Below are 25,554 nucleotides of genomic sequence, written 5' to 3'. Positions count from 1 at the left end.
CATAACGATCAGCACCTGCCAGAGAGGTAACTCCGGTCATTGTTGCTTGGCCACCAACGGTGTATTTTGTACCCACGTTGTAAGCAGCTTCGTTAGCCGGAAGAGTTCCATCTGGATTTTCTACAAGGATGGAGTAACCGTTGGCAGCAGCAAAGGAAGCTGCGGACATTGCATCAGGAGTGCCATTATAAGCAACAACAAAGGAACCTTTGATGTTGGTCAATTGAGCAGCTACTTTAGCAGCGGTTTCGGTACGATCAGCACCTTGAAGTGCAGTTACGGTTACGCCAGAGATTGCTTTTAAAGAACTGACTGCGTCAGCGCTCAAAGCACCAATTGCGTAAACATTTTTAGCTTTTAAGTCCACAATTTTTTGTTGAACTGTAGGATCCAGTGCACCTTTGTAAGTTACAAGGATCGGAGCATTGAGTTGGCCTGCTAAAGGAGCAGCTGCCAGTGCGTCAACAATGTTAGCATCATCAGCAGGAACAACGATGACGTTGTCCGAAGATGTCCACCCTTGGCCAGCAACAGCAATTGCTGTTGCAATGCGATCAGAACCTGCAAGTCGAGTTGTAACTGTGGTGGCACCGAAGACGTTCATCGGAGCCATGGAGAGAACCATCCCAGCAATAGCTAAAGAAGCTAAAGCTTTTTTCGTCTTTCTCATGTAGTAAATTTCTCCTCTCTTTTTTTGGAAAATGTGAGTCTGTCTTCCGGAGTTTAGGTTCTTCGTGCACTTTTTAATTTTTCAAAGAGCTCGTTTTTATGTACCTATTCTCCTCACCCTAGATGCCCGATCGTGGTTGGCATTCACCCCCTTATATAAGCCGCAAATCTTTAGACATTGCGCAATATCTAAAGGCATCCCACCCCTTTTACGGAGGCGTCCCCCCCCTAGAGATTTTGGTCTCATGGGTGGCCTACCCTTTAGAACGCATTAATGAGAAACCTATAAAAGGTCCTACATTCGTTATAGTTATTCGGTACAGAAAACTATATTCCTGCAACCCTCTCAAAAAAATTTGTTTTTTTTTGAGACAAATAGTACAACGTCGTTAGTTACTAGTTTACCTAAAAAACTTCAATAATGCTAGAGCCTTAAGAAATTCTTAATATAACCTTCACTCTCTTTTAATATCCTTTATAAGCCAGGATACCGCGGTAGATACCCAGGGCTGCTTTCTTCTGGAAGTCCGCAGAACCGAGAAGCTTTTCTTCCGTAGGGTTCGAGATATAGCCGAGCTCCACCAGAACCGCTGGCATCACCGTGTTTTTAATGACATAAAAGTTTGCGCTTTTCACGTTTCTATTATAGAGCCCCAGCTGCTTAACCACCTCTTGTTGAATATTAGCACCTAAGGTTTGCGACTTGTTCGCTACCGAACTGTCTACTGAATAATAGGTCGTGGTTCCTCCGGCATCGGGATTGCTAAACGAATCATTATGGATACTGACGAATAAATCCGCCTTATTCTGATTCGCGATCTGTACCCGGGCTTGCAAATCATTGGATTCTGTATAATCTGCACCCGCCGGAGATACATCACTTGAGCGCGTCAGGATGACGTTGGCACCAGAGGAGCGGAGAAGATCAGCTAAATAAAGTCCCACAGGTAAGGTATTATTCTTCTCATAGGTTCCACTCGCTCCGATCGCCCCGGTATCGGGTCCACCATGGCCTGGATCGACGACAATCGTCGTTCCCGCCAGGAGTGAGGACGGTAGGATTGTCCCCGCCACCATCTCTTGGACTTGAGCCGAAAGAACGCCCGTACCTCCAACCAGGATAACCCAGAGTTGATTATTCACGGTGGAATTAATCATGGCCGCATAGGTCGCACCAGGCAAGCTATCTTTCTGAGCCATGAAAAGCGTTGTATTTTGTTTCGCAGCGAGCGCCCCAGCCACTAACGCATCGGGAAAGTCTTCTCCTGTCACTAGATACGCTTTGGGTATCCCGCTTGTAGGGGTGTTGGAAATATTTTCTTGAGCAAACCAATACACGCTGGCCGCCGTTTCATAGCGGTCTTTACCTGAGAGCCGCTGCAGTCCGGCTAACCCTTGAACAATGTTCGAGGAAACTGCGCCTTCGCCGCCAATGACATAAGTCTTGCTCGCAGCGAGCTTCGTCAGTTCAGCCCGCGTCGACTGCGGTAATTCGGTAGCTTGGGTCAGAAGAATTGGGGTCCCGCTTGACCCGGCATACGGACCAATAGCTAAGGCATCCGGGAAATTCTCACCATTGGTAAGTATGACTTGTCCATTTCCTCCCAAGCGCTCAGCCACCTGTGCTGCTGTAGCATAGCGATCCTGCCCTCCGATCCGTTCCCACTGGATTCCGTCTTGATCGAGGGCAGTCGTAATGGAGGTACCCATCACACCCTCGCCACCGAGCACGATCACATGCTTCGCGCCTAAGCGCTGGATTTCCTGGAGTACGGTGGAATCCAGTTGTTCAGGGTAGGTCAGTAAGATGGGCGCATCTAAGCGTTTCGAGAGCGGAACCGAAACCAGTGAATCGGGAAAATCATCCGCTCGGGCAAGAAGGACAGTTGTGGTATTCGACCAACCTTCTTGGGAAATCCGAATGGCGGTTGCGATGCGATCTGCTCCATAAATTCGTGTTGTATCCGCTGCTAAAGGAGACGCACTCACCGGAGTTTGGGCGCCAAGCCAAAACATTAGCCCGAGAACCAAGAGAGCACTTCCTTTAACGATTCGTTGCCACACAGATATCCCTCCCATTATCTAAGATCTTCTTATACCTTTCTTTGGAAATTTCGACACCGTTTTACTAAATCCTGCACTAATTGAAGAGACTTTAGGTCCAATTTCTGGGCAAATTAGTTTATTCAACGAAGCAGCGCTTGGACTTGGGTCAAGAGTGAATCGGAAACCACACTAGTCCCCCCGAAAGCAGCCACTTCTTTTCCACTCCAACCCTGTAATACAGCCTGTTCTTTCCCATTAAGGCCTGAGGGCGAGACGAGGACGAGATCGGTACTATTTAAAGCGGCTAAGACGCCTCCGGTCAACGCATCCGGGAAATTCTCGCCGGTTGCTAGAAAAGATATTCCCCCTTGCGGTGGGAAAGCTTTCAGAACTTCTGAAGCGGTTTCATAGCGGTCCTGACCGGAAAGCCGGAACGGATTGGGGAGGGAATCGAACGTCTTGGCAGCAATCACGCCTTCTCCTCCAACGGCGACCGTCCCACTCACCGCCAACTGTCTTAACGTCTGATCTGTTTCTGACGGTAAGGTATTGACCGAGGTTAACAGGATCGGAACACCATTTTGGGCGGCTATGGAAGACATTGAGATTGCATCCGGGAAGTTATTCCCGTTGACGACCACAGCCTCCCCGGTCATGCCCAACGCACCCGCAATTTGTTGAGCAGTCGCATAACGATTCGCTCCACCCAAACGCGTGACACTGTAGCTTGCTTGCAGTTCTTGCTCGATGGTTCGAGAAATAGCTCCGATTCCCCCGAGGAGAATGATCTTTTGCGGATTCAGGCGTTGAATTTCAGCGAGGACGTTGGCGGGTAAATCAGTGGCTGGGGTAAGTAGGATCGGCGCATGATTTTTATAAGCTAAGGGTGCACCCGCTAAGGCATCCGGAAAATCCTCCGCTCGGGCCAGCAGAACTGTATCGGTGCCGTCCGGGAACCCGGTCTGGGCGATCTGAATTGCGGTTTCCAGTCGGTCAGCCCCAGCTAAACGGGCCGCTTGGGGAAGGGCGGCCGAACCGATCTGATAGATGCCTGGCTCCGTAATCCCGACGGTCACTGTACCCGACTTCACGCCTCCTCCGACTTTGAGCCAGCGTGTACCTGACCAGTGGTAAATATAGAGGAGACGGGTCGAATCAGGCACGTAGCTTGCGGCGTCTGGTGTCAGTGAGAGTTGAAGGAACTTTTGGACCGGGGTCTTGACCGTCCAAGCTAAAGCAAGAGGCTCCCCGATCGAATTGACATCGTCGGGTAGCTTTGCCGTTCCCGTTGGCATACCGATACTTACCTGAGGACTTTGGGTCGGATCTGAACCAAAAGCCCGCGGCGGCACAGTTAATTGAGCAACAGTCTTAGTCGAACCTCCCTGGATCGTCCCGCCGGCCCAGGAAACACTGGCGGAAGAAGTCAATGTTTCCGGTTTAGCCGCAAACCTCACCGCCCAATAAGCATCCACACGGCCATACCCAAAAGAGGAATCTCGACCAGGCGTTCCTAAATCTATAGCAGAATCCTCAAGGGCCTGGCGAATTTGACTGGCCGCAAAGTCCGGATGGGCACTCCAAACCAGAGCGGCTACTCCGGCAACGAAGGGTGAGGCCATCGACGTCCCATCCGAAGTTGCATAATCGGAGCCATCTTGCCAATAGTCACTGAAAATGTTCGTCCCGGGTGCCGCTAAAGCTGCATTGGGACCGGTTAGGGAGAAGGGAGCCAAATGATCCTCTTCATCTGTTGCCGTCACCGCTAAGACCTGAGGATCGGCGGCCGGATAGGTGATCGTCTTAAAATTCGTGGTCTTTTCCTTATTCCCTCCTGCGGCCACGATTAAGCAGCCTCGATCATTAGCATACTGGATAGCCTCTTTTAAAATCTCCTCTTGAGTATCTGCCCCAATACTTAAGTTAATAATCTTTGCTCCATGATCCGCGGCCCACACGATCCCGTCGGCGATGATATCATCGCTTCCTTCACCTGTACTGTCCATCGCTTTAACCGGCATAATTTTTGCTTGATAGGCTACGCCGACAATCCCGGTTCCATTGAGTTCCGCGGCGATGATCCCCGAAACATGGGTACCATGACCATTGTTATCCTGAGTCACGGGCAGTCCTGTCTGTCCTGTAATGGCATTATAACCGGAAACTAGGTTATCTGAAAGATCAGGGTGCTTGTTATCCACACCGGTATCTACAACTGCGACGGTGATTCCCTTCCCTGTGGCACCTAGGTCCCAAGCTTGCGGCACCTCAGTTTTAGTTAACCCCCATTGTTTTGAATAGTAAGAATCGGTAATTGATGGCGCTACTCCAGAAGTCGCGAGTTTCACTTTCTGGCTAAGACTGACATTTAAGACGCTAGGCTGATTTTTTAACTCAGCCATAACCTCATTCACACGGCTAGGCTCAACCGTGAGTGTTATAAACTGTAAGGGACCTGTTCGCGCCAGTTCAGCTTGAACACTTTGAGCAATCTTCTCCGGGGAAGTACCCGGACTAAGCTTCACAACCAGACGTCCGACAAGGTCTTGAGCTTGTCCCTCAGCAGCAGCTAAGCTTGGATTCACCTGAGTACTCATCGAAGTGCTCGCGGGAGCGGACTCACCCCCATAAAGTGGGCCAGTAACGCTGCCAGGCGATGTAGCCTCTGCAACAGACCGCATGTCCTGCACCTGAGAAGAAGATTGCCTTGTTAAGAGGGCGGGATTAGTGCCCATGAGAAGAAACAGGGTTAATCCGAGACAAAGTCCTTTTTTTAACAACTTCTTATTTTTTTGCTTCATTATATTGCTCTTATCTGTCTTCTTGGGCATCTTGCTTTCCTCACCCTATGTTTCTTAATTATTTACAACGGAATCTTCTCTAAGAATTCGCTGCGGACACGTTTTTTTCCTTTCTGACAGAGGAAATACTTAGTTTTTCGCGAACTATGACTAATGAAAGAATCTTTTGAAGGAGCTGAGGATGTTAACGTGTTTAAAATTAAAACTGGTTTCCAGAAAAAGGTCACCTTGACTCTACTCGCCTCGATGGCAACCCTTACCCTTTTTTTCGCTAACCCAGTGGGTTCCAATTTAGTCTTAGCAGACTCTACTTTCTCGCAAACTACGCGTCTTGCAGGAAGCACGCGCTTTGAGACCGCCCTCGAAATTTCACGAACAGGTTGGGCTCAAGCACCAGCCGTTGTCTTAGCTCGAGGGGATGATTTTCCCGATGCCTTGGCTGGAGCAGTGCTCGCCAACAGCTCACAGGCGAAAGGTCCCCTGCTTTTAACGGATTCGGCCACCCTCTCTTCAGGCGTGCTCGAGGAAATCAAACGTCTCGGCGCGACGAAAGTCTATATCCTCGGGGGAACAGGTGCCGTTTCTTCAACAGTTGAAACGACGCTTAAAGCCCAAAACCTTACGGTGGAGCGTTTAAGCGGCAATGATCGCTATCAAACGGCGGCGGCCATCGCTTTAAAAGCTGTTCCGCAGGCGAATCAAGCTTATCTCGCCTCTGGAAATTCGTTTGCTGATGCTTTAAGCATTTCCTCCTCGGCCGCGAATCAAGGAATCCCGCTCCTTTTAACCGACCAGAAAACACTGCCTGAGGTTACTCTTAATACCTTAAAAACCTTAGGTGTCAAGAACGTAGCCCTGGTTGGCGGGGAAGGTGTCATTGATCCGGCCATTCAAAAGGCCTTACAAGATCAGCAGATCAGTGTCACGCGGATATCTGGAATTGACCGCTATGCAACAAATCTAGCAGTGCTGAATACCCTTAATTATGATCGTTCGTCGATCTATGTGGCTACTGGGGAAGACTTCCCCGACGCTCTGGCCGGTGCCGTCTTAGCGGCCAAGCAGAACCATCCGATTCTGCTCGTGCCGAAAAATGCTGAAGAACTCAGTTCAGCGTCAAGCGGCTATCTCGGTGTTCGGCGCCTCGACGGAGCTTCCTTTACGCTATTAGGGGGAATAGGTGTGATTCCTTTTGGCCTCGAGAGCATTATCCGCACGGGTTCGCTCCAGTCCCGAATTTCTTTACAGTATTTACAAGCTTATGGCAGTGATGCGACGAATTTTCTCAAGGAGATCAGCCTGATTCCGGGTCAAGCGACAGATTCGGTCGATTGGGTCTCGCCGCATTGGTATCAATTAAATCTGATCGCTAGCGGTCAAACCGTTGCCGATGGTTCCATTAGCGGACCCTGGGCTGAGGCGAGTCCAGATTATGCCCTCGTCGTCAATACAGCGCATAGCCGGGGTATGAAAGTCTTACCCAGCCTGTACGCGGATTGGACGAAAGAAGGGAAGGCTGCCTTAGATTCGATGCTGGCCACGCCCACGAGTCGGCAAAACCTGATTCAAAATATCAATCTCATGCTCAAACGAACAGGCGCGGATGGTGTGGTTATTGACTTTGAGTATATGAGCGACACCTCCGGACCAAACTTTAACCAGTTTACGCAAGAGCTCTCTACCTCGCTCCATGGGCAAAATAAACTTGTCGTTCTAGCCGTCCCGGCGCGAACTTACGCCAACGACTGGAATCAGGAATACAGTTACCATGTTCTGGCCCAATATGCCGATTATCTTAATATCATGACCTATGACTACAGTAAAGCCACCCCGGGACCGATCGCACCTATCGATTGGATGAAAAAGGTCTTAGACTATACCAAAGCAGATAACGTGGAGATGAGCAAAGTTCTTCTCGGAATGCCCTACTATGGTCGAGATTGGACGCCTGACACAGCTTCCACTTCCACCGATCCCAGCTATAATTACAGCTCCGTAAGTCTTGCCGGTGCCCAAAATCTGATCACGCAGTATAAGGTAACACCCCAACGTCAAACCTCAGCCGCGGATCCAGTGGGTATTCCCACCTTCACTTATACCGATGCTAAACAAGCGTTGCACACTGTCTATTATGATGATATCCAGAGTTTGGGCGCGAAACTTGACTTGCTCGACCGCTACAACCTTGGTGGAGCCGCCGCCTGGTCGCTCTACTGGGTGAATCCGGATACAGCAAAGGAGATTTTCCCGCTGTTACAACAACATTTAAGATAATCGAAGCGCCACCGCATAATCCTGCGGTGGCGTTTTAATGTAAGCGTCAAATCACGCACGCTCAACTTGGATTACCCCATTTAACTGACTTATCTCAGCCGTAGCAGTAGCAACTTTTGCTCGTTTAGTAAAAATATTCGTAATGAGGTTAAAGGATTGATCATAGATTTTATAGCCCGATGCATTCAAGGATCTCCAGTGTTTAAATACTCTTTCGTCTGTTGAATCATGAAATCCGTTGTGTCATTTGGAGTAAACAAGTACCTCCACTGTTTGATTCGATGGGGATATGCCGTTTGAATCATAGTCGTACTCGGTTGAGTTAAATAATCGCCAAGTACATCAGGAAAGTCTGCCAGCGTTGCTGCTCCCTCGGTTTCAAATAAATTGCCCACACCTTCTAATATCGAGCCATTATCTTGTCCACCATATTCTTCTAATGCAGGAATGCTTGTCGTAGTTTGTGTTGAAACGCCAAAAGAGCCCTCCGCCGAAGCGAAAGACTCTTTTGCAACTATTATTTTGTTTATGGGAAGCATATCCGAGGAGAAATTTCTTAAGATAAATTTAGCTAATTTTCTTCATATCCTCAGTATCAGTATCAATTTCTAATTTTACCTTTATGCATTCACGACATTCATTTTCTTTATTTACTTCTAGTACAGTGCAATCATATTTTGCTCCTTGTTTTAGAAGATTTGTCATACTCTCACTATAATACCTTGGTAAATACCCAATAAGGACACCCGTTGGATCAACTATTTTAATTGCATATTTATCATGCTCATTCTCAGGATTTAATTCAATTTTTAACTTATCGCTAATTTTTAGATCAAGGGCTGTATTACAATCTTCACCCTTACAAAACATTTGATGTCTTACTCCAGCAATATAAAAAGTTCTTGCGATTTTTCCTTGAAATTCTCCTAAGATTGGATCAATAAATTCTAGGCTATCAATTGGTAATCTTGCTCCACTTCTTTTTAACAATTTATACTCTTCATATTCCTGAAGTCCATATTTTGAAAGAACCTTTTCAATGCCTCTTCTTTTCTTATCCGGCAACCTGCTGGAGAAAATAGAAAATAAGGTGTCACTTTTATAAACTTTATTAATATCATTAAAAGGTATCAGCAACTCAAACCCTTCTTTAATTGCATCTTCTACCTCGTGCCCGTAAGAGAATTCATATTGGCCATTCTTAGACAATTGCCCAACAATATAATTTCTCCTTGTATTAGGCTCTTTCCAGATTAAATAGATGTAATCTCTTCCAGCTTTTAATGACACGCATTTTCCTCCTTTCACAGATCAAACTGCTCAGACATTAACTTTACTTTTTCCAATAAAAATTTTTTAATTAAAATTGTCCTTTTAATACTCATAAAATTACTATATTCATCCAACAGAATATCTAAATTATACTCATCAATCTTGTCTTTTATTGTCATAACAAGATCTATTACATCATTAAAATAATTAACTCGTAGAAACTCTAGTACTTGTAAATGGGTCGGTTCTTTCTTTAGATTTTTATCTATTCTGATCCTAGATTTTGACTTTGTATCAACGAGGGACTGAAATCGTCGTTTATCATTTCCTAAATAACTGTCTAATTGAGACTCTGGTACATAACAACAAAGGGAAGAACCATTGTCATATACCAGACATAAATTATAACCTTTATCCTCTTGTAAAATTGCCCAGTTGCTTTGGTGCCTATCCGTATTCCCTATGAGGAAATCGAATATAGGAATTAAAAGAAAGTCTCTTTGAAAATTATATTTAGAAAGAGACTTTAATATCATTTCCAACGAATAATATTCGTCTCTTTCACTATCGTACAAAATTTCTTCATTGAAATGAGGATAATACTTGTTAATTAGTCGTATTCCCTCAATTAAGTTTTCATTTTCCCTATTAATTTTATAGTCTAAAGAGCCTACTCTTGAATCATATACCCCTAAGTCCACCTTCATGCATTTAACATTAATCAGTGTGGCAATATCGGCAGCAATCTTTTCTGATAAGTGCTCGGTAGTAAACTCTGTTTTAGGGAATTTAAACAACCCAATATCCCCGTTATCAGGATTAACCAGCCAAATCTTTTCACTGCGACCACTACCTTCAGAGGCTCCTTCATACTCTTTCCAAGAACTAAAATCTTTAAGCATATATTCAACCAATCCATAGAATTTATCCTATACCATTATTATACTCACAGATCAGCTAATTGGTTATATTCTGCTACTGTTAATAGTATAACATAGATATTATGAAATCACATCACCCAAATCTTTCTCTCATTACAGTAATATTTTCTGTAACACAAAACTTTTATGCCAGTTACTTTCAGTATCACCCATTCGGCTGCGGTGCCGGATTAGTCTTCATCTTTTGATTCCCTAACTAATACATTAGAGCAGTATCTTAACATCTTTGCTTCGAATTTTTTAAGTCAATCCACTAACATGGGAATTCTCTACACTCTGAAGCTTAGTATATTACTCTCATGTTTAATGTAGAAGAGGTTTTACCAACATAACATGGCCCTGACAGAATGAAGAAGCCTATACCATATACCCCGAAAATGAACAGAATGTGGTTCTGTAGATCGTGTACGGGTCATTAACCCATTTTTTTAGATCTCCGTTCTTCAAGCTTTCACGCTCCTCGGCCAGTTCCTTGCAAAACCTCTCAGCTACCTCTTTATGCAACCAAGCGCAGAAACAAGCGAGGCTGTTCACTTTCTTGTTGATGGTGGCGGGTTTCAGTTCTCTGGAAAGCAATTGACTGCGAAAAGCGGTCACATGTTGCCTCTGGATTACCGCAGCATTATACACTCCTTCTAGTGATAGGTAGTCCAGAAACTCCTGCACATCACCAAGGTAGCTTTCCATTGTCCTAGGTGACTTGCCATCTACTTTCAGATGGACGCCATATTCTTTCAATATGCCAGCCATGATTTCCCTTCTTTCGCTAGTTTTTTTCGCGGCACTATTGGCACTGTCGCTAGGTCCGATAGTGCCGACAAATACGGATATGCAAAAAGCCCCACGCTCTTTTTTCAGAACGTGAGGCAGGGCAGTGTCGCTAATGTAAAGCAGTTTATGGTTTATCAAAGTAGCAGATGAATGATTTTGTCCACCTTTTCAACCGGATTTAACGACCAATCCAGCTCTAGTGGCACTTTCGCTACTGACATCATAGTCACTACTTTAGGTCTAGTTCCAGTCAATGTCCGAATGGCTAACGGTTTCACCGTTGGCTATTTCTTTTTCGGATTGAGTTAACCTCTCTCTCTCCAGAGGGGTTAGCTTTGTGAAATCGCTGTCCCATGCAAGGACCATTCTCTTAATCATTTCAAATGCCAATTCCTGTTCCGACTCTGGAAGCATATCAATCATATCAATAATTTGCTTTGAAACTGCGGACATACTATCATCTCCCTTACTTGTATATGTCCCCTCGTGATCCGATATCCTTAATCATTATGACTTCTTCGTCATTAAGATTAGTATACTCATATAATACCCGATATTTTCCTATTCGTAAACGAAAAACAGGAGGATTTATACCCTGCATTTGCTTGATGTCACCCTTTGGAGGTACTTCAAGCAGCCCTTCTATTCCTGTTCTGATTCTCTGCTTTATAGACTTATCAAGACTATTGATTACTTTGATCGCAACTCTGGAATATACAATTTGCAAGCTCTTCACCCCCTTCAACTATACTATGTATTCGCTCTTTCCATGGTGGACAAGTGGTTCCTTCCAGTGAGCTTTGTCGCTTTTGCAAAAACAGAAATAACAAATTGACGTTTGTCTGACAGAACATGGGTGTGTAAGCATTGCGGTACTGAACTAGACAGAGATATCAATGCTGCCATCAACATCAAAAACGAAGGCTGCCGGATATTGGGCATAGCCTAATTCATACACACAAAGAACCGTTGGGCGAACGGGGATAGCTTGGTAATCATACTAACATTAGTTGGTACGTCCCAAGAAGCCCCCACCTCTTAGGTGGTGGGAGTACGTCACTGTAAATGGGTCTTTTATGAAGTATGATTGACGTTAATTGTTCATTTTATTGGTATAAATCTACAACTGGTAACTTAATTTGCCACGTGTAATTTGTCTTATTTAATCAGAAAATAGCGGAAAATAGCAAATGATTTATAGGAGGTATTACTTACTATGGCAAAAATAAAAGATAGAGATACACTTTCAATTGTCTCAGGCCTTATTGGTTTGGTAGGAATGACACTTGTCGATGAAATATCTAGGCAAGCAAGCATATCCAAAAGATCTTATCGGGAAGCTGCAGCAGGAATGTTCGTATCAAAGAATGAAGCAAGCAGCCTTAAAGGACAGGCTCTTGGTTTAATTATGAACTCTGCCGTGAGCATCCTTGGAGCTAATTACATCATTAAGCGCATGTCCCAAAACGGTCGCGATAAGCTTATGTCTAAAGGAATAATGTCTGGGATTGCTATAGGCGCAATCGCTACTGCCATTCCAAATGTTGTTCCTAAGAATAGTGTTAAGCCTAAAGATGCAGCAAGTAATCTATCCTATGTTTTTAGTAGTATTGCGTACGGAATGCTTACTACCTTCGCAGCAGCTAGGCTGGGGCATGATTCGCTTTTTGACGTTCCCCCTCAAAACGACTACTTAAAACCAACTGAAAAGACAAGTGAACAAGTGGAACTAGCCCCTGCCGGGCGGTAAAAAAACATTAATTGAAGTAGGACTCTCGTCAAATAGGTGAGAGCCCTACTTTAATTCGTTTTATGGGTCGATTATGACATTAATATTAATGCAAACTCTGTGCCGCAAAAACATTGGAAGAGAATAGTAGCAAGATAAATATTGCCAAAACAAATGATGTCTTGATAACTCTTCTTGTCATATTACACCTCTTTCTGATTTAATTACCATCATGAGTAAGCACAACCATTATATAACACTAAATAAACAATTAGAACTAAATGTTTTTAAATGGGTCTTTAGCGAAGGTAAGTTGTTACTCATTATGGGTCTATTGCGTATTAAGCAACGTATGCCTGACCCGTGACGATAAACAAGCGTTGCACACTGTGTATTATGATGATATCCAGAGTTTGGGCGCGAAACTCGACTTGCTTGACCGCTACAACCTTGGTGGAGCCGCCGCCTGGTCGCTCTACTGGGTGAATCCGGATACAGCAAAGGAGATTTTCCCGCTGTTACAACAACATTTGAGATAAATCAAAGGCCACCGCGTAAGGATGCGGTGGCCTTTTAATGAACCGAACTCGTATAAAGTTTACTCTTGTACATTATGAATCAAGTATTTAACAAATATACCTCTGCTTTAAATCTAAGTACCCTTCTTCCAAAAGTAAATCTATTGCATTTTCAATTTCCAATTGAGAAAATTTCGTATCCTTAATGTGTATTACACCATTGATAATTTCCATCTTATTGACATAACCTTTTTTCCTAAATATGTCTTTAGCTACAAAGTCTGTAGTCGTAATCAATTCAAGTTCTTTGGGAGATCTATGAGCGAATTTCTCCAAAACATATTTAATAATCTCCATATCCATCTCACTTAATTTAGAAACATCCTCTTCTTCAGTTAGAATGTCTTGCATACTATTTGGTATTATAAGGGAGCCCATCCCCTGCCTTTTCAATTTTATAATTCCTAACCTTTCTAAACTTTGGAGGGAGTAATCCAATACAGAACTATACGGCCCGTAATAATGAATACAATATTGATAACCTAGATTAGCCCCTTTTTCCTGAATAAGATATACAAGCTTTTGTAAGGTTTTTTTACCAGGAGGCTTTATTTGGTAAATCATCTCTATAAGTGAGTATAAGCTACCAATCGTCATTTTTTATTCACTCCTTAATCTTCTTCACTCGTTCCAATCATATCTTTTCTTCGTTGTTCACATATTGCTTTTGCCTTATCAAAATATTCCTCTTTAGCATAAATTCTAATTATATTTATTGGTTTTGTAATGTTATTTATAATTCCAGATTCATCGCTCAATGAAACAGGATATTGGGAATATGGTACAATTACAGGAATTGCTTTCTCGTCATCTATGTCATGTCTAGAAGGAATTTTATGAGGAGCCTTATCAGCTGAGTCTACAATAATAGATTCTCTCCCAATTTCTCTCCGTAAATCGCTCAGAATTATATTACTAATCCGGCTCTCTTCATAACCAGAATGAGTGGATGACTCATCTACTACACTAAATAACCTTCGATTAATAATGCGGTCTGCCCATTCATTACTAGATTCTTTCTCTTTTATTAGTCCCCAAACCCTTGCATCGTCCCATTTCAAATATTCATGAACATCGCTTGGATACCGTTTATCCGGCAATTCCTCCTGAAGAAACCACGTGAGCATTTTATCATATAACCGACGTGCACGGTGAAAATAAACTTGTACAAACATAAAATATCTAGCCAGTATAAATTCTTCAACCGCGTGGATTCCGCCTTTATCTACTGCAAGCCATAATTGCGACTCTCGTTCGTAAATATCTATCGACCCAATAAGTCTTTCCAAATCAAAGCTACCATACTTAACACCACAATAATAAGAATCTCGCAATAGATAATCCATTTTATCGCAATCTAGTTCGCTATCCATGAACTTCCTCAGAAATATAAAATGAGGATTATCTCCGCTTCGTCCTAAATATATATCACTTATGAGCTCTGGTGAAATCGCGTAATCATCAGACCCATAGTTAGCCGCAAGAGTTTGTCCAATTTCATTTATATAATCTGCTATTTCGGTCTCTTTTATAATTTTCTCAGTAAAATCTTCATGTTCCAGACCTATCGCTAGAATACTTTCTGATGCATGAGAAAATGGTGGGTGTCCTAAATCATGGGTCAAGGCGATTAATCTTAAAATCTGCCGATACCATTCTCTTTGAGCATCTGAAAATATTTTAGGATTCTTTGCTATTACTGTATCAAAAACCCTTGATGCTAAATGCATTACTCCTAAGGAATGTCCGAATCTTGAATGCTCTGCACCATGATAAATTAGATGAGTTAAAGCTAGCTGATGAATTCCTCGTAAACGTTGAAAGGGAGCACTATCTATGATCTTTAGTTCTAATGGAGTAACTTCAATAAACCCGTGAATTGGATCACGAAATCTTTCGAATTGTTTACCTTCTTTCATAAATCCTCCGTAAGAACTCTATTCATTTTTTGAACTCTTTTAAATAATTTCTACGTAAGATTATGTTTTCCTTTATTTAGGCTAAAAATAAATATTCAGAAATTAGAACTATGTATAAGCTAATTTTTACTTCAGTCGATAACGTATCCTGTTGCCATATTTCTGAGAAGCTAGCAGGCCTTTGCTTTCCAGTTTGAGAACAAAGCTGCGGATTGTGGCATAGGCTGCATTTTTATAATCCTTCTCCAATTGCTTGGTTGAGAATTCACAGATGCCGTAAGCAGACAGTACGTAATGAAACAAATCCCTTTCCTTAGCTGTAATTACCCCTGTTTGAAGTAGGTTATTAAACTGATCGAGAGCCTGGGATGGCTCATTTTTTTGCGGAAGCTTGGTTACTACCTGATCGATAAAATAGGTTACAAAGGGCGTAACATCTAAAATTTGAGACACTTTAAAATTATCGGCTATGGAAGTAAAGGCTTTATAATATAAGCCCTTACCTCCATTGATGTAAGTTGAAAAAGGAATGAAGAGAGAAGCTGTATAGCCTTTTTGGGCCAGATACCAAAGCTGTAATAACCGCGACATCCTTCCGTTGCCATCAAAATAAGGATGAAGATAGGCAAAATAGTAGTGCAGGACGATGGATTTGACGATTTGATCCAGACTGTCCTCTTGATGAAGATAGTCAATGAGCGTCGACATATACTTCGGAAGCAACTGATACGTAAGTCCTTGATGTTCAATGTTTTGCCCCACCACATAGACTACATCGTGACGATATTTATGATCCGTCTTTAACCGATCCTCGTCCTCCAAAAAATCACCAACTGCTAACTTATATAACCGGTATAAATTTTCCTCCGTAATTTTGTTAGCCGTATCCGCAATAAAATCTAAGCCCCGCTTAATCCCATACGCTTTGTTCTCATTACTTGTTACGGGCGCGCCACCCTGCAAGATCCTTCTTACACTCTCCCTTGAGGAGTCAATCTGTTCAATAGATAGCGTTGCTATGATTTCATCCTCCATAGCTTGGAGACCATATTTTTCTCCCAGATAGGACGCTGCAAGCGCCTTGGTAAGCTGCGTCGTGAGGCTGATTTTAGCAGGAAGTAGCACTAGCGGCTTGCCCTTAAAGTCAGGCAAAGGAAGTTCCTGATAAAAATTTTCCTTCAGGGTCTCCAAGTATTCCACGAGGTTTTTCTCGCCAAATTTATACTTAAGTTTTTTAAAATCTAAGGCATTTTTATCACCAAACATCTCTGTAAAGGTTTCCAGTTCCATAGCCATAGCTTCCTCCAAATGATTTATTTTAGTATCATTAACTATCAATTAAAGTATACCACAAAAAGGCTTAAAACAAACTAGATTAGAAGTTGGTCTTTTGGGTCAGTACGCTGGTTAATATTTACATATTAACCAGCGTACTATTATAAATATGGAAAATGCAAATACAAGAACATAATATATAGTTATAATGTGGAAGAAATCCGAATTGAAACGTTTAATTCCAATGAATTAACTCTTAACCGATACTGAAGTAGCTCCCCCGTCAAAATGCACATACTGATCGATCACTGCGTCCACTTCAGCCCATCCTTTTACGCCTAAATGCCACGAGTCCTGCATAAAATAGGGTTCATATTCTTTACTGGAAAAGTCCGCAAGCGTAAATCCTTTGGCTTGAATCATCGACCGTATCCGCTGATAATAGTCCTTCCGTTCTTGAGGGGGAAACCCTGCGTAATCTGCCCACTGCCCATTGGCCGGGATCAAAACAAAGAGCGGCTTGACCCCCTTTTGCTGGAGTACGCGCAGCATTAAATCGAAATCATCATACTCTTTGGAGGGATATAACTTGAGTTTGGACCAAGAGCCTTGCGCTCCGGGTTTCACTTGTTTCGGGTAAAGTGTATCGAGAATATTCAAGTTGTTCGAAATCAAAGCCTTCCCTCGCTGCTCTGATTGCTTGACAAGCGTATCCCAGGGGATCTCAATTTTATCAGGTGGGACTGGCTTAACTTCTTGAGATCGGGCCTCTTGGATCAAATCCCGAACCTTTAGGGCATCTTGGATCTCCAGCGCGGCACACTCAATTTCAGCCTGTGGCCGATAACTAAGAACTTTCATTTGCGACCAGTTCCCCGGAGTTATATAGGCTTGAAGGTAATTTTGTAAGAAGGGATCCTCGTTAAGAACCCCAGGGATCTCCAGAATTCGCTGAGCGATTTCCCGCTTCAGTTCAGGCGCAAGACTTGGACTAAGCATCGTCTGATAAATATGGAGGGGCGAGCTGTTCATCGCTAAACGATCATTGTCCAATCCCTTGCGCTGAGCAAACCAGTCAGGTGAGAAGGTGAAAATAAGTTTCCGTCCCTGTAAATTCTCTTGACCTGCAAGATTAAGCAGATTAACTAGCGACTGCACTGAACCTCGGCCAACGATAAAGGGCGTAAAACCCGCGTGACGATGACTAAAAACATTCATCGGATTAAACTCAAAGCCCGTCTCCAACTCTGAGGAACCATAAAAGGGCAGAATATCTGGGGTGACCAAAGCCTTCGCTTGCAGTAGATTACCCAGCATGACCTCAGTGTGAGCTTTCCTACCAATCGCCTCAATCGTCCCCGGCTGATTGAGCCAAAGATGATCACTAACATATGCGGTTAGCGGTTTCATGCCCAAAATAGTGAGATAGAAAAACGCTAACCCAATAAGCATCGGCCCAAAGCGCCGGAAAAACATCATTATCCACCTCAAATTTAGAAAATCCGTCTCGCTTTAGTTACTACGATAAAATTGATCCAGGGCTTCATCCACATCGACCCAGCCCTTCCAGGCAAGGTGCCAGGGATCCCGCAAATAATAGTCATCTTTTTCATGACTCGAAAAGTCTGCCAAAGCAAACCCTTCCGTCTGAACCATCTGCGCTAACCGCTGATAACCGTTTTGGCGTTCCGTGCTGGAAATACCCGTGTAATCCGACCACCGACCATTCATGGGGAGGATCACAAACAAGGGTTTCGCACCCTCTTCCTTTAAAACCTTCATCAAGAGCTTCAAATCACTATACTCTGGTGAGGAAGAATACTCCGCATTTTTATCCGAACCCTCGCGCTCCTGAAGCTTGGGGAGAATATTACTGGCGTAAAATCCGTTATCCATACCAAACGGATTATTATCCGTCGACGCCTTCCCCTCTCTAACCGCCTGCGTCCGTAATTGATCCCACTGGAGTCGGATCGGTGAGTACGCCACTGCTCCAGGGGACTTCTTCACTTGGCTCGACGCGATTTGGAGCTTCGAAGCATTTCCCGAATAACGCGCAACCGTCTGCCGCGGTAGCCTTTTGACCTGCCAATCCGTTTTAACCGCATCTTGAAGCGCTAGCGAAGCATATTCCATCTGGGAAGGAACGGCGTAGACAAGCCTCAAGATCGGTGAGCTCCAGCCCGGTTTTGCTTGAAGCGCTAACAGTTTCTCTAAATAGGGGAAATCCTGATAGGCCGTAGGAAATTGGAGGAGGCGCTGAGCCACCTCTTGTTTCAACTGTGGAGAAAGCTGAGGATTTTGCATGATCTCATAGGCATGGAGCGCTGAAAAATTACCAGCAAAGGTTGATTCAGAAATTCCCCCTGAACCGAACCATTGAGGGGTTAGAAAAATCGCTAATTTCTTCCCGCGAACTTCATCGCCCAGAGCTGCTAGGTTTAAGACATGGATTAAAGTCTGGGTTCCTCCCTTGCCGATCAGAAACGGGGTCACTCCCGTCTCTGGCGTAAAAACTTGAGCCGGGTGGTAATCATAAATCATCGACATCTCCGAGGATCCATAGAGCGGTAAAATCTTCGAATTAGCGAACGCCATCTCTTGTAAAATCGAGCCTTGAAACGTATCAAAGTTGGGAGTAACCCCCATCGCTGCCACCATTCCAGGCTTTAAATCCACATTTTTTACCCAAAATTCGCTCAGGGGAACGGAAGTATAGATCGTCCCGATGAATAAACCTAAACCAATCAAGACAGCTACAAACGGATTCCGCCCGTGCCTCAAGATCATCATTAAATGCACAAATAGGGATCCTGATTTACCCGCTTTTTCATTTTCATTCTGAAGCTTAAGGTTCATAGCGCTTCCCTCGCTTCCACACTCTCGACAGCAATTTGTTCGATAAAAATTAGTTCAATAAGAATCTTAATTTTTGCCTTAAGTTTATTATACTCATAAATCTTAAGTAAAGCTTAAGAAAAAGTTCGCCTAGAACAGCCTCCCGGAAAAGATTAGGAAACTAAAGAACACAAAATGCGCGGTTACTACGATAGCCAAGCCATCCCAGACCCGCCCTTTTTTCCAGAAATTGTAGGTTTTATTTTTTCGCTCTAACCAATCATAACCAACCATCAAGGCTGCATGGTAGAGTCCATAAACAATATATCGAAGCTCAGTCCCATGCCAAATCCCCATCATGCCCATATTCAAGAGAAAGCCAACATAGGCTGTCGTGTATTTGTTTTTAAAGCGTTTTTTCTTGGCCGAGTCCAAGACAAAACGCATATAGATATAATCGCGGAACCAATAAGATAAGGAAATATGCCAACGATTCCAGAAGTCTTTAATATTCTTAGCGATAAACGGCTTGTTAAAGTTTTCTGGTGTCCGGATGCCGAGGATATAACTCACGCCGACCGCAAACGCACTGTAGCCCGCGAAGTCGAAAAAGAGGTAGAAACTATAGAAATACATATATTGAACCGTAGCCCACCACGTATGAACAGTGTTCAACCAAGCCAGGCTATGCTTATTGATCAGATAAGCGATCACAAATTTATAGAGAAATCCCCGGAAAATATGATCGATTCCCTCCGCTAAACTCTCCGTATATTCTTTGCGGGTAAGCTTCTTCTCCAAATCTCCGAGAAAACGCCGGTAACGATCGATCGGGCCGGAAGCCAAGGTCGGAAAAAAGAGAACATAGGAAAGAAAATCTAAGAACTTCACTTTCTTGATCAGACCATCGCGAATCTCAATCACCGTTCCGACCGTCCGGAAAGTCACATAGGAGATTCCCAGAAAACCCAGTGGCGATTGCCAAACCCCGAGCGCCAGTGCATACGGGTTGAGTTTCACCAGGACCAAGGGCAAAAGAGAAACTAAGATTGCTAGATGGTAGACCCGTTTCAGTTTTTCAGCTTGGTTGCCACGATCACTCTGTTTGAATTTCAGGAAGAAATGAACGATTAGATAGGCCCATAAGAAAAACCCAGCCACTTGAACTAAACTCATGACCGGTCGATAAATCAGCCAGATCATAAATGCGGTTGAGAAAATCAGCCACAGGGAGCGAATGCGCCCAGATACCCCGAGAAGCCCAAGTAAAACGGCAGGTCCGAGGGGGACAAGCATCCAGATGAAAAACGAGAAGTTCTCATAGGGTGTCATTGTGTCTCTCCTCTCAAGGCCCGGCGGTCCACCTTACCGTTGGGAGTCATCGGCATAGTCTCCAGAAACGTAAAGCGTCGAGGCAGCATATAATCAGGCAAATTTTTATGCAATCCGTCTCTCAACCGTTGCGACGTTTGGAAGGCGTCTTCGATCAGTTCCGAGGTGGTTAAAAACGCATGAAGATAATCGACTTTACCGTGTCGTTCCATCGGCAAAACAACTGCATTTTCCACCCCCGGCAGCTTGCGCAGATTCTCTTCGATATCTCCTAGCTCAATGCGGTAGCCATGCAGCTTGACTTGGAAATCAAGGCGCCCGAAGAAGAAGAGCAAGCCCTCGGTCAAAACCCCGGCATCCCCTGTCCGATATGCCTGCCAGATCTCACCTGAGGAATCCCGCCAGCTAAAAAAGGCTTTCCGTGTCTGCTCCGGGCGATTCAAGTAGCCTGTGCTGACATTCGGACCCGCGATCACGATTTCACCACGCTCGCCCTCAGGTAAGGACTGAGGAGGACACGATAGGATGCGCAGTTCATCTTGACCTTCATTTTTATTGAATTCGTCGGTCTCGTTGTCCTGAGCCTGCCCATTTGCTATTCGTTCTAAATGTTCTCCTCGTGCAAGTTCTTCGTTCAAAACGTCTGAGGCACAAATCAGGAGCTGTGCATCCGCTTTAACTCTGCCGACCGGCAGTGGGTTATAACGTTCCAAAACTTCGGAAGTAATCGTTACCGTGGTCACCGCTACCGTTGCTTCGGTTGGCCCGTAGAGATTCTCAACCAACGCTCCCGGGAACCGCTCCAACAGTTTTGAAGCCGTATCATGAGCCAAAACCTCACCACAGAATAAAAAGCGTTTTAGATTCGGTAACAGTTCTTGGTTAAAACTTTTATCCATCAAACAAATATCCGCAAAGGACGGAGTCGAAACCCAAAAGGTCACGCCCGAGCGAGCTAAGGACTGAAAGAGTTCCCGCGCATTAGCCATCTCTTTTTTATCAATACTCCAGAGTGTTCCTCCGGTGCTCAAAGACATATAAAGATCCATAACGGAGAGGTCAAAGGAAAAAGGCGCCTGATTCAGAAAAACTTCCTTCAGCGTTTCCGGGCCGTAGGTTGGATTCACCCAATTGAGAAAGCTCTCCAAGGCCTTGAGGGTAATTTGTACCCCCTTCGGCGTCCCCGTACTGCCGGAGGTAAAAATGATATAGTAGACGTCTTCTTCCCCGACAGACCATGCTGAATCTGGAGTGTGGCCGAGATAGGGTGCAAGAAAATTTGCCACCTTAATATTTTCCTTGATGATGAGACCAGTAAGCTTCAACTCTTCCGGAACGCTCTGAGGGGAGAGAAGAAGCGCTGTCCCGGAAGCCTCCAGGATCTGCCGAACTCGTTCCAAGGGGACCGAGGTATCCACTGGGACATAAGCATGCCCGGCCTTGACACAGGCCAAGAAAGCGACCAGCATTTCATTTTCTTTATGACCATATACCACGATCGGCGCTTTCTGGCCGGCGAGTGCTTCATGAATCCATAAAGCTAACGCATCTGAATCCGTTTTTAACTCAGCGTAGGTAAGCGTATGTTCCCGATAGTGGTGTGCCACACGCTCCGGACAAGCTAATGCCCATTGATCGATTGTTTCTATCAGCATATTACACTACAACCTCTTTTTTAATTCGATACCGCTAATAATTTAAAAAACAAACCTGGACTCGAATCAAGTCGTCCTTCTTAGAAATTATTATAGATATAAGGTGCCGGCGTATGTTGTTTCTGGACGACATAAAGATAGAAAAGTGCGATTAGGATGAAGTAATAGTAAAATATGCGTCCCACCCAAAGGAGGGTAGGATTCCATCCTTTAGGACCTTTCATGATAGAACTCATCCATTGCTTGATCAACTGCGACCCATCCTTTCCATCCCAGATGCATAATATCTTGAAGGAAATAACGATCATATTCGTGCTGGGAAAAATCCGCAAGTTCAAACCCGTTTTGCTGAACCATTTCTTTGACCCTTGTGTAATAGGCAGCCCTTTCTTGAACAGGAAAGCCTGTATAATCATACCAAACACCATTGACCGGAACAATGACAAACATGGCCTGGGCCCCTTGTTCCTGTAAAACCTTCATCAGAAGCTGAAGATCTTGATATTCCGGAGAAGGATAAAGTTTTACTCCTGCTTCTGAACCGTAACTTTGGGCCAGGTTAGGTTCAATATACTTCGTATAATACGAATCAAGAATCCTCCAGGAATTATTGCCCGTCGATTCAAGACCACGTTTTTCGGCCTTTTCCTGAAGTTTGGTCCAATCGAGCGTTTGGGAAGAGGTATTCACCGCATTTCTGGCGATCACGTCTTCATGCACTAAGGGGACAAACAATGATGTCGCATAAAGATCTTGAACTTCCAAACGCCAACGTTCAATCCGTCCAGCCGACGTCAGCAGTACTTGGCGAAGCTCTGACACCACTTTCGGTTTAGTATCCCCTGGGGTTTCCTGCTGACTGTAAAGACTCAGGTTTCGCCTAAGGATGGGATATTTGGCGATAACGTCTGGAAACTCCAACAAACGTTGACTCAATTCGCGTTTGATTTCTGCTGATTGCTGCGGATCCTCGAGAATCTGGTAAGTTTGCAGGGGCGAAAAGTTCTGCTCCAAGTACTGCGACGAAATTCCCTCCGTTAAGAACCACTGGGGCGAAAGGATAACCACTACTTTTTTACCCTGTAACGTTTCCCCTTGAGCCGCTAAACTTAACACATGAACGAGGCTCTGACTCCCCCCTCTGCCAATGAGGAAGGGCACAAACCCATCCGGTTTACCGTCAAAAAGCTTTGAGGGATGAAACTCGGACTCGGCCGAAAACTCGGAGGAACCATACACCGGAAGGATATCTGACATCGTCAAGGCCTTCTCTTGAAAAATGAGTCCTTGAAAAGCGACGGGCGTTTGCGAAGAAGCAATCGCTTGCAGGACACCCGGCTTAAAAGCGAAATGGTCGAGCAGCATGCGACCGACAGGAACAATCGACCCCAGCGTCAGAATAAATAAAGCAAGTGCCAAAATAAGCGCCAGCCAGCGTTTCCGGATCATTCCTTAGTGCGCTCCTCGAGATACTGGATAATTTGATTCGGAGTAGCCCACTCTTCCCGCGTGACCTCCGTCGGTGCTATCTCAATCTCTAATTCTTCCTGGATCGCAACAAAAAGCTGAATGATCCCAAAGGAATCTAATAAGCCTGTTGAAAAGAGCTGAACGTCGGGATTTTTCTTAATCTCATCCGTCCCACAAAGTTCTGTTAACGTTTCCAATATCTTTTCCCGAATCATGATTTATTCCTCCTAAATTTCTTGAGACAGGGGACAGGTAGGGCGTTCCCAAACGCCGTACCTGTCCCCTGTTTGGAAGTCGCAGCGTATGGTCATTATCACCTATATTTTTTAACACACAAACAGTTGTGCCATCTGTTTCTTCATCCAACCGAAAGGTAAACCGAATGCCCATGTTCAAACTAGCAGCCTCTTGCGGAATATGGAATAGACAACAATTCTATTGTAAACGATTCAAGTCGATGATGCAATTTCAAAACATTAGCCTGTTTTGCATATGGTATATATTGACAAATTAATAATGATCGACTAAAATAAAGTCGGATATTACTTTAGTCGGAGGTGGAAAATGTACATTGATCGTGCTATGGAAAAAACAGTATTACAAATTCAGAATAGTTTTCCTGTGCTCTTAATAACTGGACCCAGGCAAGTCGGCAAAACCACAATGCTAAAACGGCTTGCAGATGAGAATCGTCGATATGTTACTCTTGACGACCCACTGCTTCGTGAACTGGCGGTATCAGACCCCGCTCTGTTTTTACAAAGGTTTGAGACGCCTATTATTATCGATGAAATTCAGTACGCACCACAGCTTTTACCGTACATTAAGATGCAAGTCGATAAAAACGGACGAAATGGTGACTTTTGGCTCACTGGTTCACAAATGTTTCACTTAATGAAAAATGCAAGTGAATCATTAGCGGGTCGGGTGGGAATTGTCAACTTGTTAGGGTTAGCGAATAGTGAACTTACAGGGCAGTCTTCTATCCCTTTCAATATTAACCCAGAGGACATCATGAGAAAGTTGAAAACAGCTAAACCACTCAAACTAAATGAAGTATTTGCAAGGATTTATCGGGGGAGTATGCCCGCTTTATACGCGAACGATAACGTAAGTACGGATCTGTTTTTTTCGTCCTATGTACAAACCTATTTACAACGTGACATTAAGGATCTGACTCAGGTTGGCGACGAGTTATCCTTCATCCGATTTCTCACCTGCGTCGCTGCAAGGACAGGCCAAATGCTAAACTACGCCGAAATGGCCAAGGATACTGGGATTAGTCCCCCCACCGCCAAGCAATGGTTATCTATTCTCGTCTCCTCGGGTCTTGTCGCCTTAGTGGAACCTTATTTTAACAATGTCTTAAAGCGCATGATCAAGTCGCCAAAAATGTACTTTCTCGACACTGGGCTTTGTGCCTACCTTACTAAATGGACTACTCCTGAAGCCTTAGAGTTTGGAGCAATGTCAGGCGCCTTCTTTGAAACCTGGGTTGTCAGCGAGATAATTAAAAGCTACTATAATGCTGGCAAAAAAGCACCCCTTTTTTATTACCGCGATAAAGACCAAAGGGAAATTGATTTGATTATCCATGAGAACAACACCCTCTACCCTATCGAAATCAAGAAAAGTGGAAATCCTTCGAAGGATGCGATACGCCATTTTGGTGTTCTCGAAAAAACTGGGCTTAATATTGGAAACGGTTGTGTTATCTGCCTTGCAAGTGATTTCCTTCCTATTGATAAAAAGAACTGGCTTGTACCTGCATGGTTAATTTAAGATTACGAAAAAACGAGGCCAACAATCCTTTGATGAGGTTAAAGTCTTCATCCGCTTCACGTTGCTGAATGTGAAGTGGGTGAAAACGATCATGTACACGTCTTTGTCTCGGCTCATCCCAAGATTGCACCCTCCTACATTGCCAAAATGCTTAAAGGTATCTCAGGACGCAGACTGTTTTTAAAATATCCTGAGATCACAA

The 25,554-nt window shown here is 44.1% G+C and carries 26 protein-coding genes; 6 read left to right on the top strand and 20 right to left on the bottom strand.

Features of this window, described 5'->3' with window-relative positions:
* From VM640_RS16020 to VM640_RS16010, 3 genes are all read right to left on the bottom strand, one after another.
* On the bottom strand, positions 1 to 670 hold a 670-nt coding region (locus VM640_RS16020), incomplete at its 3' end, for a cell wall-binding repeat-containing protein (RefSeq protein ID WP_325394015.1).
* Positions 671 to 1,134: 464 nt separating this feature from the next.
* Positions 1,135 to 2,733: an N-acetylmuramoyl-L-alanine amidase gene (locus tag VM640_RS16015; protein WP_414648021.1), complete on the bottom strand. Its 1,599-nt coding sequence runs from the start codon at positions 2,731 to 2,733 to the stop codon at positions 1,135 to 1,137.
* 122 nt (positions 2,734 to 2,855) lie between these two features.
* The gene (locus VM640_RS16010; RefSeq protein ID WP_325394014.1) at positions 2,856 to 5,516 is read right to left on the bottom strand and encodes a S8 family serine peptidase; all 2,661 of its coding nucleotides are present in this window, start codon (positions 5,514 to 5,516) and stop codon (positions 2,856 to 2,858) included.
* A 153-nt stretch (positions 5,517 to 5,669) separates the two neighbouring features.
* Between VM640_RS16010 and VM640_RS16005 the strand changes: the two genes are divergently transcribed.
* Positions 5,670 to 7,790 carry a cell wall-binding repeat-containing protein gene (locus VM640_RS16005; RefSeq protein ID WP_325394012.1) on the top strand — a complete coding sequence of 707 codons (2,121 nt, stop codon included), beginning with the start codon at positions 5,670 to 5,672 and terminating at the stop codon, positions 7,788 to 7,790.
* Between the two features lie 51 nt (positions 7,791 to 7,841).
* On the opposite strand, the gene VM640_RS16000 is transcribed toward VM640_RS16005, so the two are convergent.
* The 7 genes from VM640_RS16000 to VM640_RS15970 form a co-directional block, all read right to left on the bottom strand.
* Positions 7,842 to 7,979: a hypothetical protein gene (locus tag VM640_RS16000; protein WP_325394010.1), complete on the bottom strand. Its 138-nt coding sequence runs from the start codon at positions 7,977 to 7,979 to the stop codon at positions 7,842 to 7,844.
* Complete coding sequence (locus VM640_RS15995; RefSeq protein ID WP_325394008.1) at positions 7,976 to 8,329, bottom strand: hypothetical protein; 354 nt, start codon at positions 8,327 to 8,329, stop codon at positions 7,976 to 7,978. Before VM640_RS15995 ends, VM640_RS16000 begins: the two co-directional genes overlap by 4 nt.
* Before the next feature lie 28 nt (positions 8,330 to 8,357).
* The gene (locus tag VM640_RS15990; RefSeq protein ID WP_325394006.1) at positions 8,358 to 9,080 is read right to left on the bottom strand and encodes an HIRAN domain-containing protein; all 723 of its coding nucleotides are present in this window, start codon (positions 9,078 to 9,080) and stop codon (positions 8,358 to 8,360) included.
* Positions 9,081 to 9,094: 14 nt separating this feature from the next.
* Positions 9,095 to 9,964, bottom strand: a complete 870-nt coding sequence (locus tag VM640_RS15985) for a HipA domain-containing protein (RefSeq protein WP_325394004.1) — start codon at positions 9,962 to 9,964, stop codon at positions 9,095 to 9,097.
* Between the two features lie 396 nt (positions 9,965 to 10,360).
* Positions 10,361 to 10,912, bottom strand: a complete 552-nt coding sequence (locus VM640_RS15980; protein WP_325394002.1) for a site-specific integrase — start codon at positions 10,910 to 10,912, stop codon at positions 10,361 to 10,363.
* A gap of 102 nt (positions 10,913 to 11,014) precedes the next feature.
* Positions 11,015 to 11,227, bottom strand: a complete 213-nt coding sequence (locus tag VM640_RS15975) for a hypothetical protein (protein WP_325394001.1) — start codon at positions 11,225 to 11,227, stop codon at positions 11,015 to 11,017.
* A 13-nt stretch (positions 11,228 to 11,240) separates the two neighbouring features.
* Positions 11,241 to 11,510 carry a type II toxin-antitoxin system RelE family toxin gene (locus VM640_RS15970; RefSeq protein ID WP_325393999.1) on the bottom strand — a complete coding sequence of 90 codons (270 nt, stop codon included), beginning with the start codon at positions 11,508 to 11,510 and terminating at the stop codon, positions 11,241 to 11,243.
* Between the two features lie 102 nt (positions 11,511 to 11,612).
* Here VM640_RS15970 and VM640_RS17100 point away from each other — a divergent pair, with 102 nt between their 5' ends.
* The 3 genes from VM640_RS17100 to VM640_RS15960 all read left to right on the top strand — a co-directional run bounded on the left by VM640_RS17100 (position 11,613) and on the right by VM640_RS15960 (position 13,042).
* Positions 11,613 to 11,723 (top strand): zinc ribbon domain-containing protein, encoded by a 111-nt coding sequence (locus tag VM640_RS17100; protein ID WP_349255230.1) that lies wholly within the window; start codon positions 11,613 to 11,615, stop codon positions 11,721 to 11,723.
* Between the two features lie 267 nt (positions 11,724 to 11,990).
* Positions 11,991 to 12,524, top strand: a complete 534-nt coding sequence (locus VM640_RS15965; protein WP_325393997.1) for a hypothetical protein — start codon at positions 11,991 to 11,993, stop codon at positions 12,522 to 12,524.
* 260 nt (positions 12,525 to 12,784) lie between these two features.
* Complete coding sequence (locus tag VM640_RS15960; protein WP_325393995.1) at positions 12,785 to 13,042, top strand: hypothetical protein; 258 nt, start codon at positions 12,785 to 12,787, stop codon at positions 13,040 to 13,042.
* An 87-nt stretch (positions 13,043 to 13,129) separates the two neighbouring features.
* Here VM640_RS15960 and VM640_RS15955 read toward each other — a convergent pair whose 3' ends face one another.
* From VM640_RS15955 to dltC, 10 genes are all read right to left on the bottom strand, one after another.
* On the bottom strand, positions 13,130 to 13,678 hold the full coding sequence (locus VM640_RS15955) for a Panacea domain-containing protein (protein ID WP_325393993.1): 549 nt from the start codon (positions 13,676 to 13,678) through the stop codon (positions 13,130 to 13,132).
* Between the two features lie 14 nt (positions 13,679 to 13,692).
* Entirely contained in the window at positions 13,693 to 15,000 is a 1,308-nt protein-coding gene (locus VM640_RS15950; protein ID WP_325393991.1) for an HD domain-containing protein, read from the bottom strand.
* A 126-nt stretch (positions 15,001 to 15,126) separates the two neighbouring features.
* On the bottom strand, positions 15,127 to 16,296 hold the full coding sequence (locus VM640_RS15945; RefSeq protein ID WP_325393989.1) for a Fic family protein: 1,170 nt from the start codon (positions 16,294 to 16,296) through the stop codon (positions 15,127 to 15,129).
* A gap of 228 nt (positions 16,297 to 16,524) precedes the next feature.
* Positions 16,525 to 17,754: a D-alanyl-lipoteichoic acid biosynthesis protein DltD gene (gene dltD / locus VM640_RS15940; RefSeq protein WP_325393987.1), complete on the bottom strand. Its 1,230-nt coding sequence runs from the start codon at positions 17,752 to 17,754 to the stop codon at positions 16,525 to 16,527.
* Between the two features lie 33 nt (positions 17,755 to 17,787).
* Entirely contained in the window at positions 17,788 to 19,134 is a 1,347-nt protein-coding gene (dltD, locus tag VM640_RS15935; RefSeq protein WP_325393985.1) for a D-alanyl-lipoteichoic acid biosynthesis protein DltD, read from the bottom strand.
* A 129-nt stretch (positions 19,135 to 19,263) separates the two neighbouring features.
* Positions 19,264 to 20,445, bottom strand: coding sequence for a D-alanyl-lipoteichoic acid biosynthesis protein DltB (gene dltB, locus VM640_RS15930; RefSeq protein ID WP_325393983.1), 1,182 nt, complete (start codon positions 20,443 to 20,445; stop codon positions 19,264 to 19,266).
* Positions 20,442 to 22,100 (bottom strand): D-alanine--poly(phosphoribitol) ligase subunit DltA, encoded by a 1,659-nt coding sequence (gene dltA / locus VM640_RS15925; RefSeq protein WP_325393981.1) that lies wholly within the window; start codon positions 22,098 to 22,100, stop codon positions 20,442 to 20,444. Before dltA ends, dltB begins: the two co-directional genes overlap by 4 nt.
* Before the next feature lie 80 nt (positions 22,101 to 22,180).
* Positions 22,181 to 22,324, bottom strand: coding sequence for a teichoic acid D-Ala incorporation-associated protein DltX (locus VM640_RS17220; RefSeq protein WP_414648020.1), 144 nt, complete (start codon positions 22,322 to 22,324; stop codon positions 22,181 to 22,183).
* Positions 22,311 to 23,549, bottom strand: a complete 1,239-nt coding sequence (dltD, locus tag VM640_RS15920) for a D-alanyl-lipoteichoic acid biosynthesis protein DltD (RefSeq protein WP_325393979.1) — start codon at positions 23,547 to 23,549, stop codon at positions 22,311 to 22,313. Before dltD (VM640_RS15920) ends, VM640_RS17220 begins: the two co-directional genes overlap by 14 nt.
* Positions 23,546 to 23,785, bottom strand: a complete 240-nt coding sequence (gene dltC, locus VM640_RS15915) for a D-alanine--poly(phosphoribitol) ligase subunit DltC (RefSeq protein ID WP_349255229.1) — start codon at positions 23,783 to 23,785, stop codon at positions 23,546 to 23,548. The genes dltD (VM640_RS15920) and dltC overlap by 4 nt, the downstream gene beginning before the upstream one ends.
* Positions 23,786 to 24,134: 349 nt before the next feature.
* Here dltC and VM640_RS15910 point away from each other — a divergent pair, with 349 nt between their 5' ends.
* Together VM640_RS15910 and VM640_RS15905 are read left to right on the top strand one after the other, a co-directional pair.
* Positions 24,135 to 25,352 carry an ATP-binding protein gene (locus VM640_RS15910; RefSeq protein ID WP_325393977.1) on the top strand — a complete coding sequence of 406 codons (1,218 nt, stop codon included), beginning with the start codon at positions 24,135 to 24,137 and terminating at the stop codon, positions 25,350 to 25,352.
* Between the two features lie 75 nt (positions 25,353 to 25,427).
* Positions 25,428 to 25,554: transposase (locus VM640_RS15905; RefSeq protein ID WP_325394017.1), on the top strand; the 127-nt coding region annotated here is incomplete at its 3' end.

This window comes from Desulfitobacterium sp. (assembly GCF_035539115.1).
Classification (GTDB): Bacteria; Bacillota; Desulfitobacteriia; order Desulfitobacteriales; family Desulfitobacteriaceae; genus Desulfitobacterium_A.
The sequence above is the reverse complement of the archived record's forward strand: the minus strand, read 5'-3'. Positions and strand labels throughout refer to the sequence as shown.

Coding starts and splice junctions, on each gene's coding strand:
- VM640_RS16005 (WP_325394012.1), top strand. CDS start 5,670: ATGAAAGAATCTTTTGAAGGAGCTGAGGATGTTAACGTGTTTAAAATT.
- VM640_RS16010 (WP_325394014.1), bottom strand. CDS start 5,516: ATGAAGCAAAAAAATAAGAAGTTGTTAAAAAAAGGACTTTGTCTCGGA.
- dltA (WP_325393981.1), bottom strand. CDS start 22,100: ATGCTGATAGAAACAATCGATCAATGGGCATTAGCTTGTCCGGAGCGT.
- VM640_RS15955 (WP_325393993.1), bottom strand. CDS start 13,678: ATGACGATTGGTAGCTTATACTCACTTATAGAGATGATTTACCAAATA.
- VM640_RS15985 (WP_325394004.1), bottom strand. CDS start 9,964: ATGCTTAAAGATTTTAGTTCTTGGAAAGAGTATGAAGGAGCCTCTGAA.
- VM640_RS15960 (WP_325393995.1), top strand. CDS start 12,785: ATGTTTTTAAATGGGTCTTTAGCGAAGGTAAGTTGTTACTCATTATGG.
- VM640_RS17220 (WP_414648020.1), bottom strand. CDS start 22,324: ATGAAAGGTCCTAAAGGATGGAATCCTACCCTCCTTTGGGTGGGACGC.
- dltD (WP_325393987.1), bottom strand. CDS start 17,754: ATGATGTTTTTCCGGCGCTTTGGGCCGATGCTTATTGGGTTAGCGTTT.
- dltB (WP_325393983.1), bottom strand. CDS start 20,445: ATGACACCCTATGAGAACTTCTCGTTTTTCATCTGGATGCTTGTCCCC.
- VM640_RS15910 (WP_325393977.1), top strand. CDS start 24,135: ATGTACATTGATCGTGCTATGGAAAAAACAGTATTACAAATTCAGAAT.
- dltC (WP_349255229.1), bottom strand. CDS start 23,785: ATGATTCGGGAAAAGATATTGGAAACGTTAACAGAACTTTGTGGGACG.
- VM640_RS15995 (WP_325394008.1), bottom strand. CDS start 8,329: ATGCTTCCCATAAACAAAATAATAGTTGCAAAAGAGTCTTTCGCTTCG.
- VM640_RS15965 (WP_325393997.1), top strand. CDS start 11,991: ATGGCAAAAATAAAAGATAGAGATACACTTTCAATTGTCTCAGGCCTT.
- VM640_RS15945 (WP_325393989.1), bottom strand. CDS start 16,296: ATGGCTATGGAACTGGAAACCTTTACAGAGATGTTTGGTGATAAAAAT.
- dltD (WP_325393985.1), bottom strand. CDS start 19,134: ATGAACCTTAAGCTTCAGAATGAAAATGAAAAAGCGGGTAAATCAGGA.
- VM640_RS15975 (WP_325394001.1), bottom strand. CDS start 11,227: ATGTCCGCAGTTTCAAAGCAAATTATTGATATGATTGATATGCTTCCA.
- VM640_RS15950 (WP_325393991.1), bottom strand. CDS start 15,000: ATGAAAGAAGGTAAACAATTCGAAAGATTTCGTGATCCAATTCACGGG.
- dltD (WP_325393979.1), bottom strand. CDS start 23,549: ATGATCCGGAAACGCTGGCTGGCGCTTATTTTGGCACTTGCTTTATTT.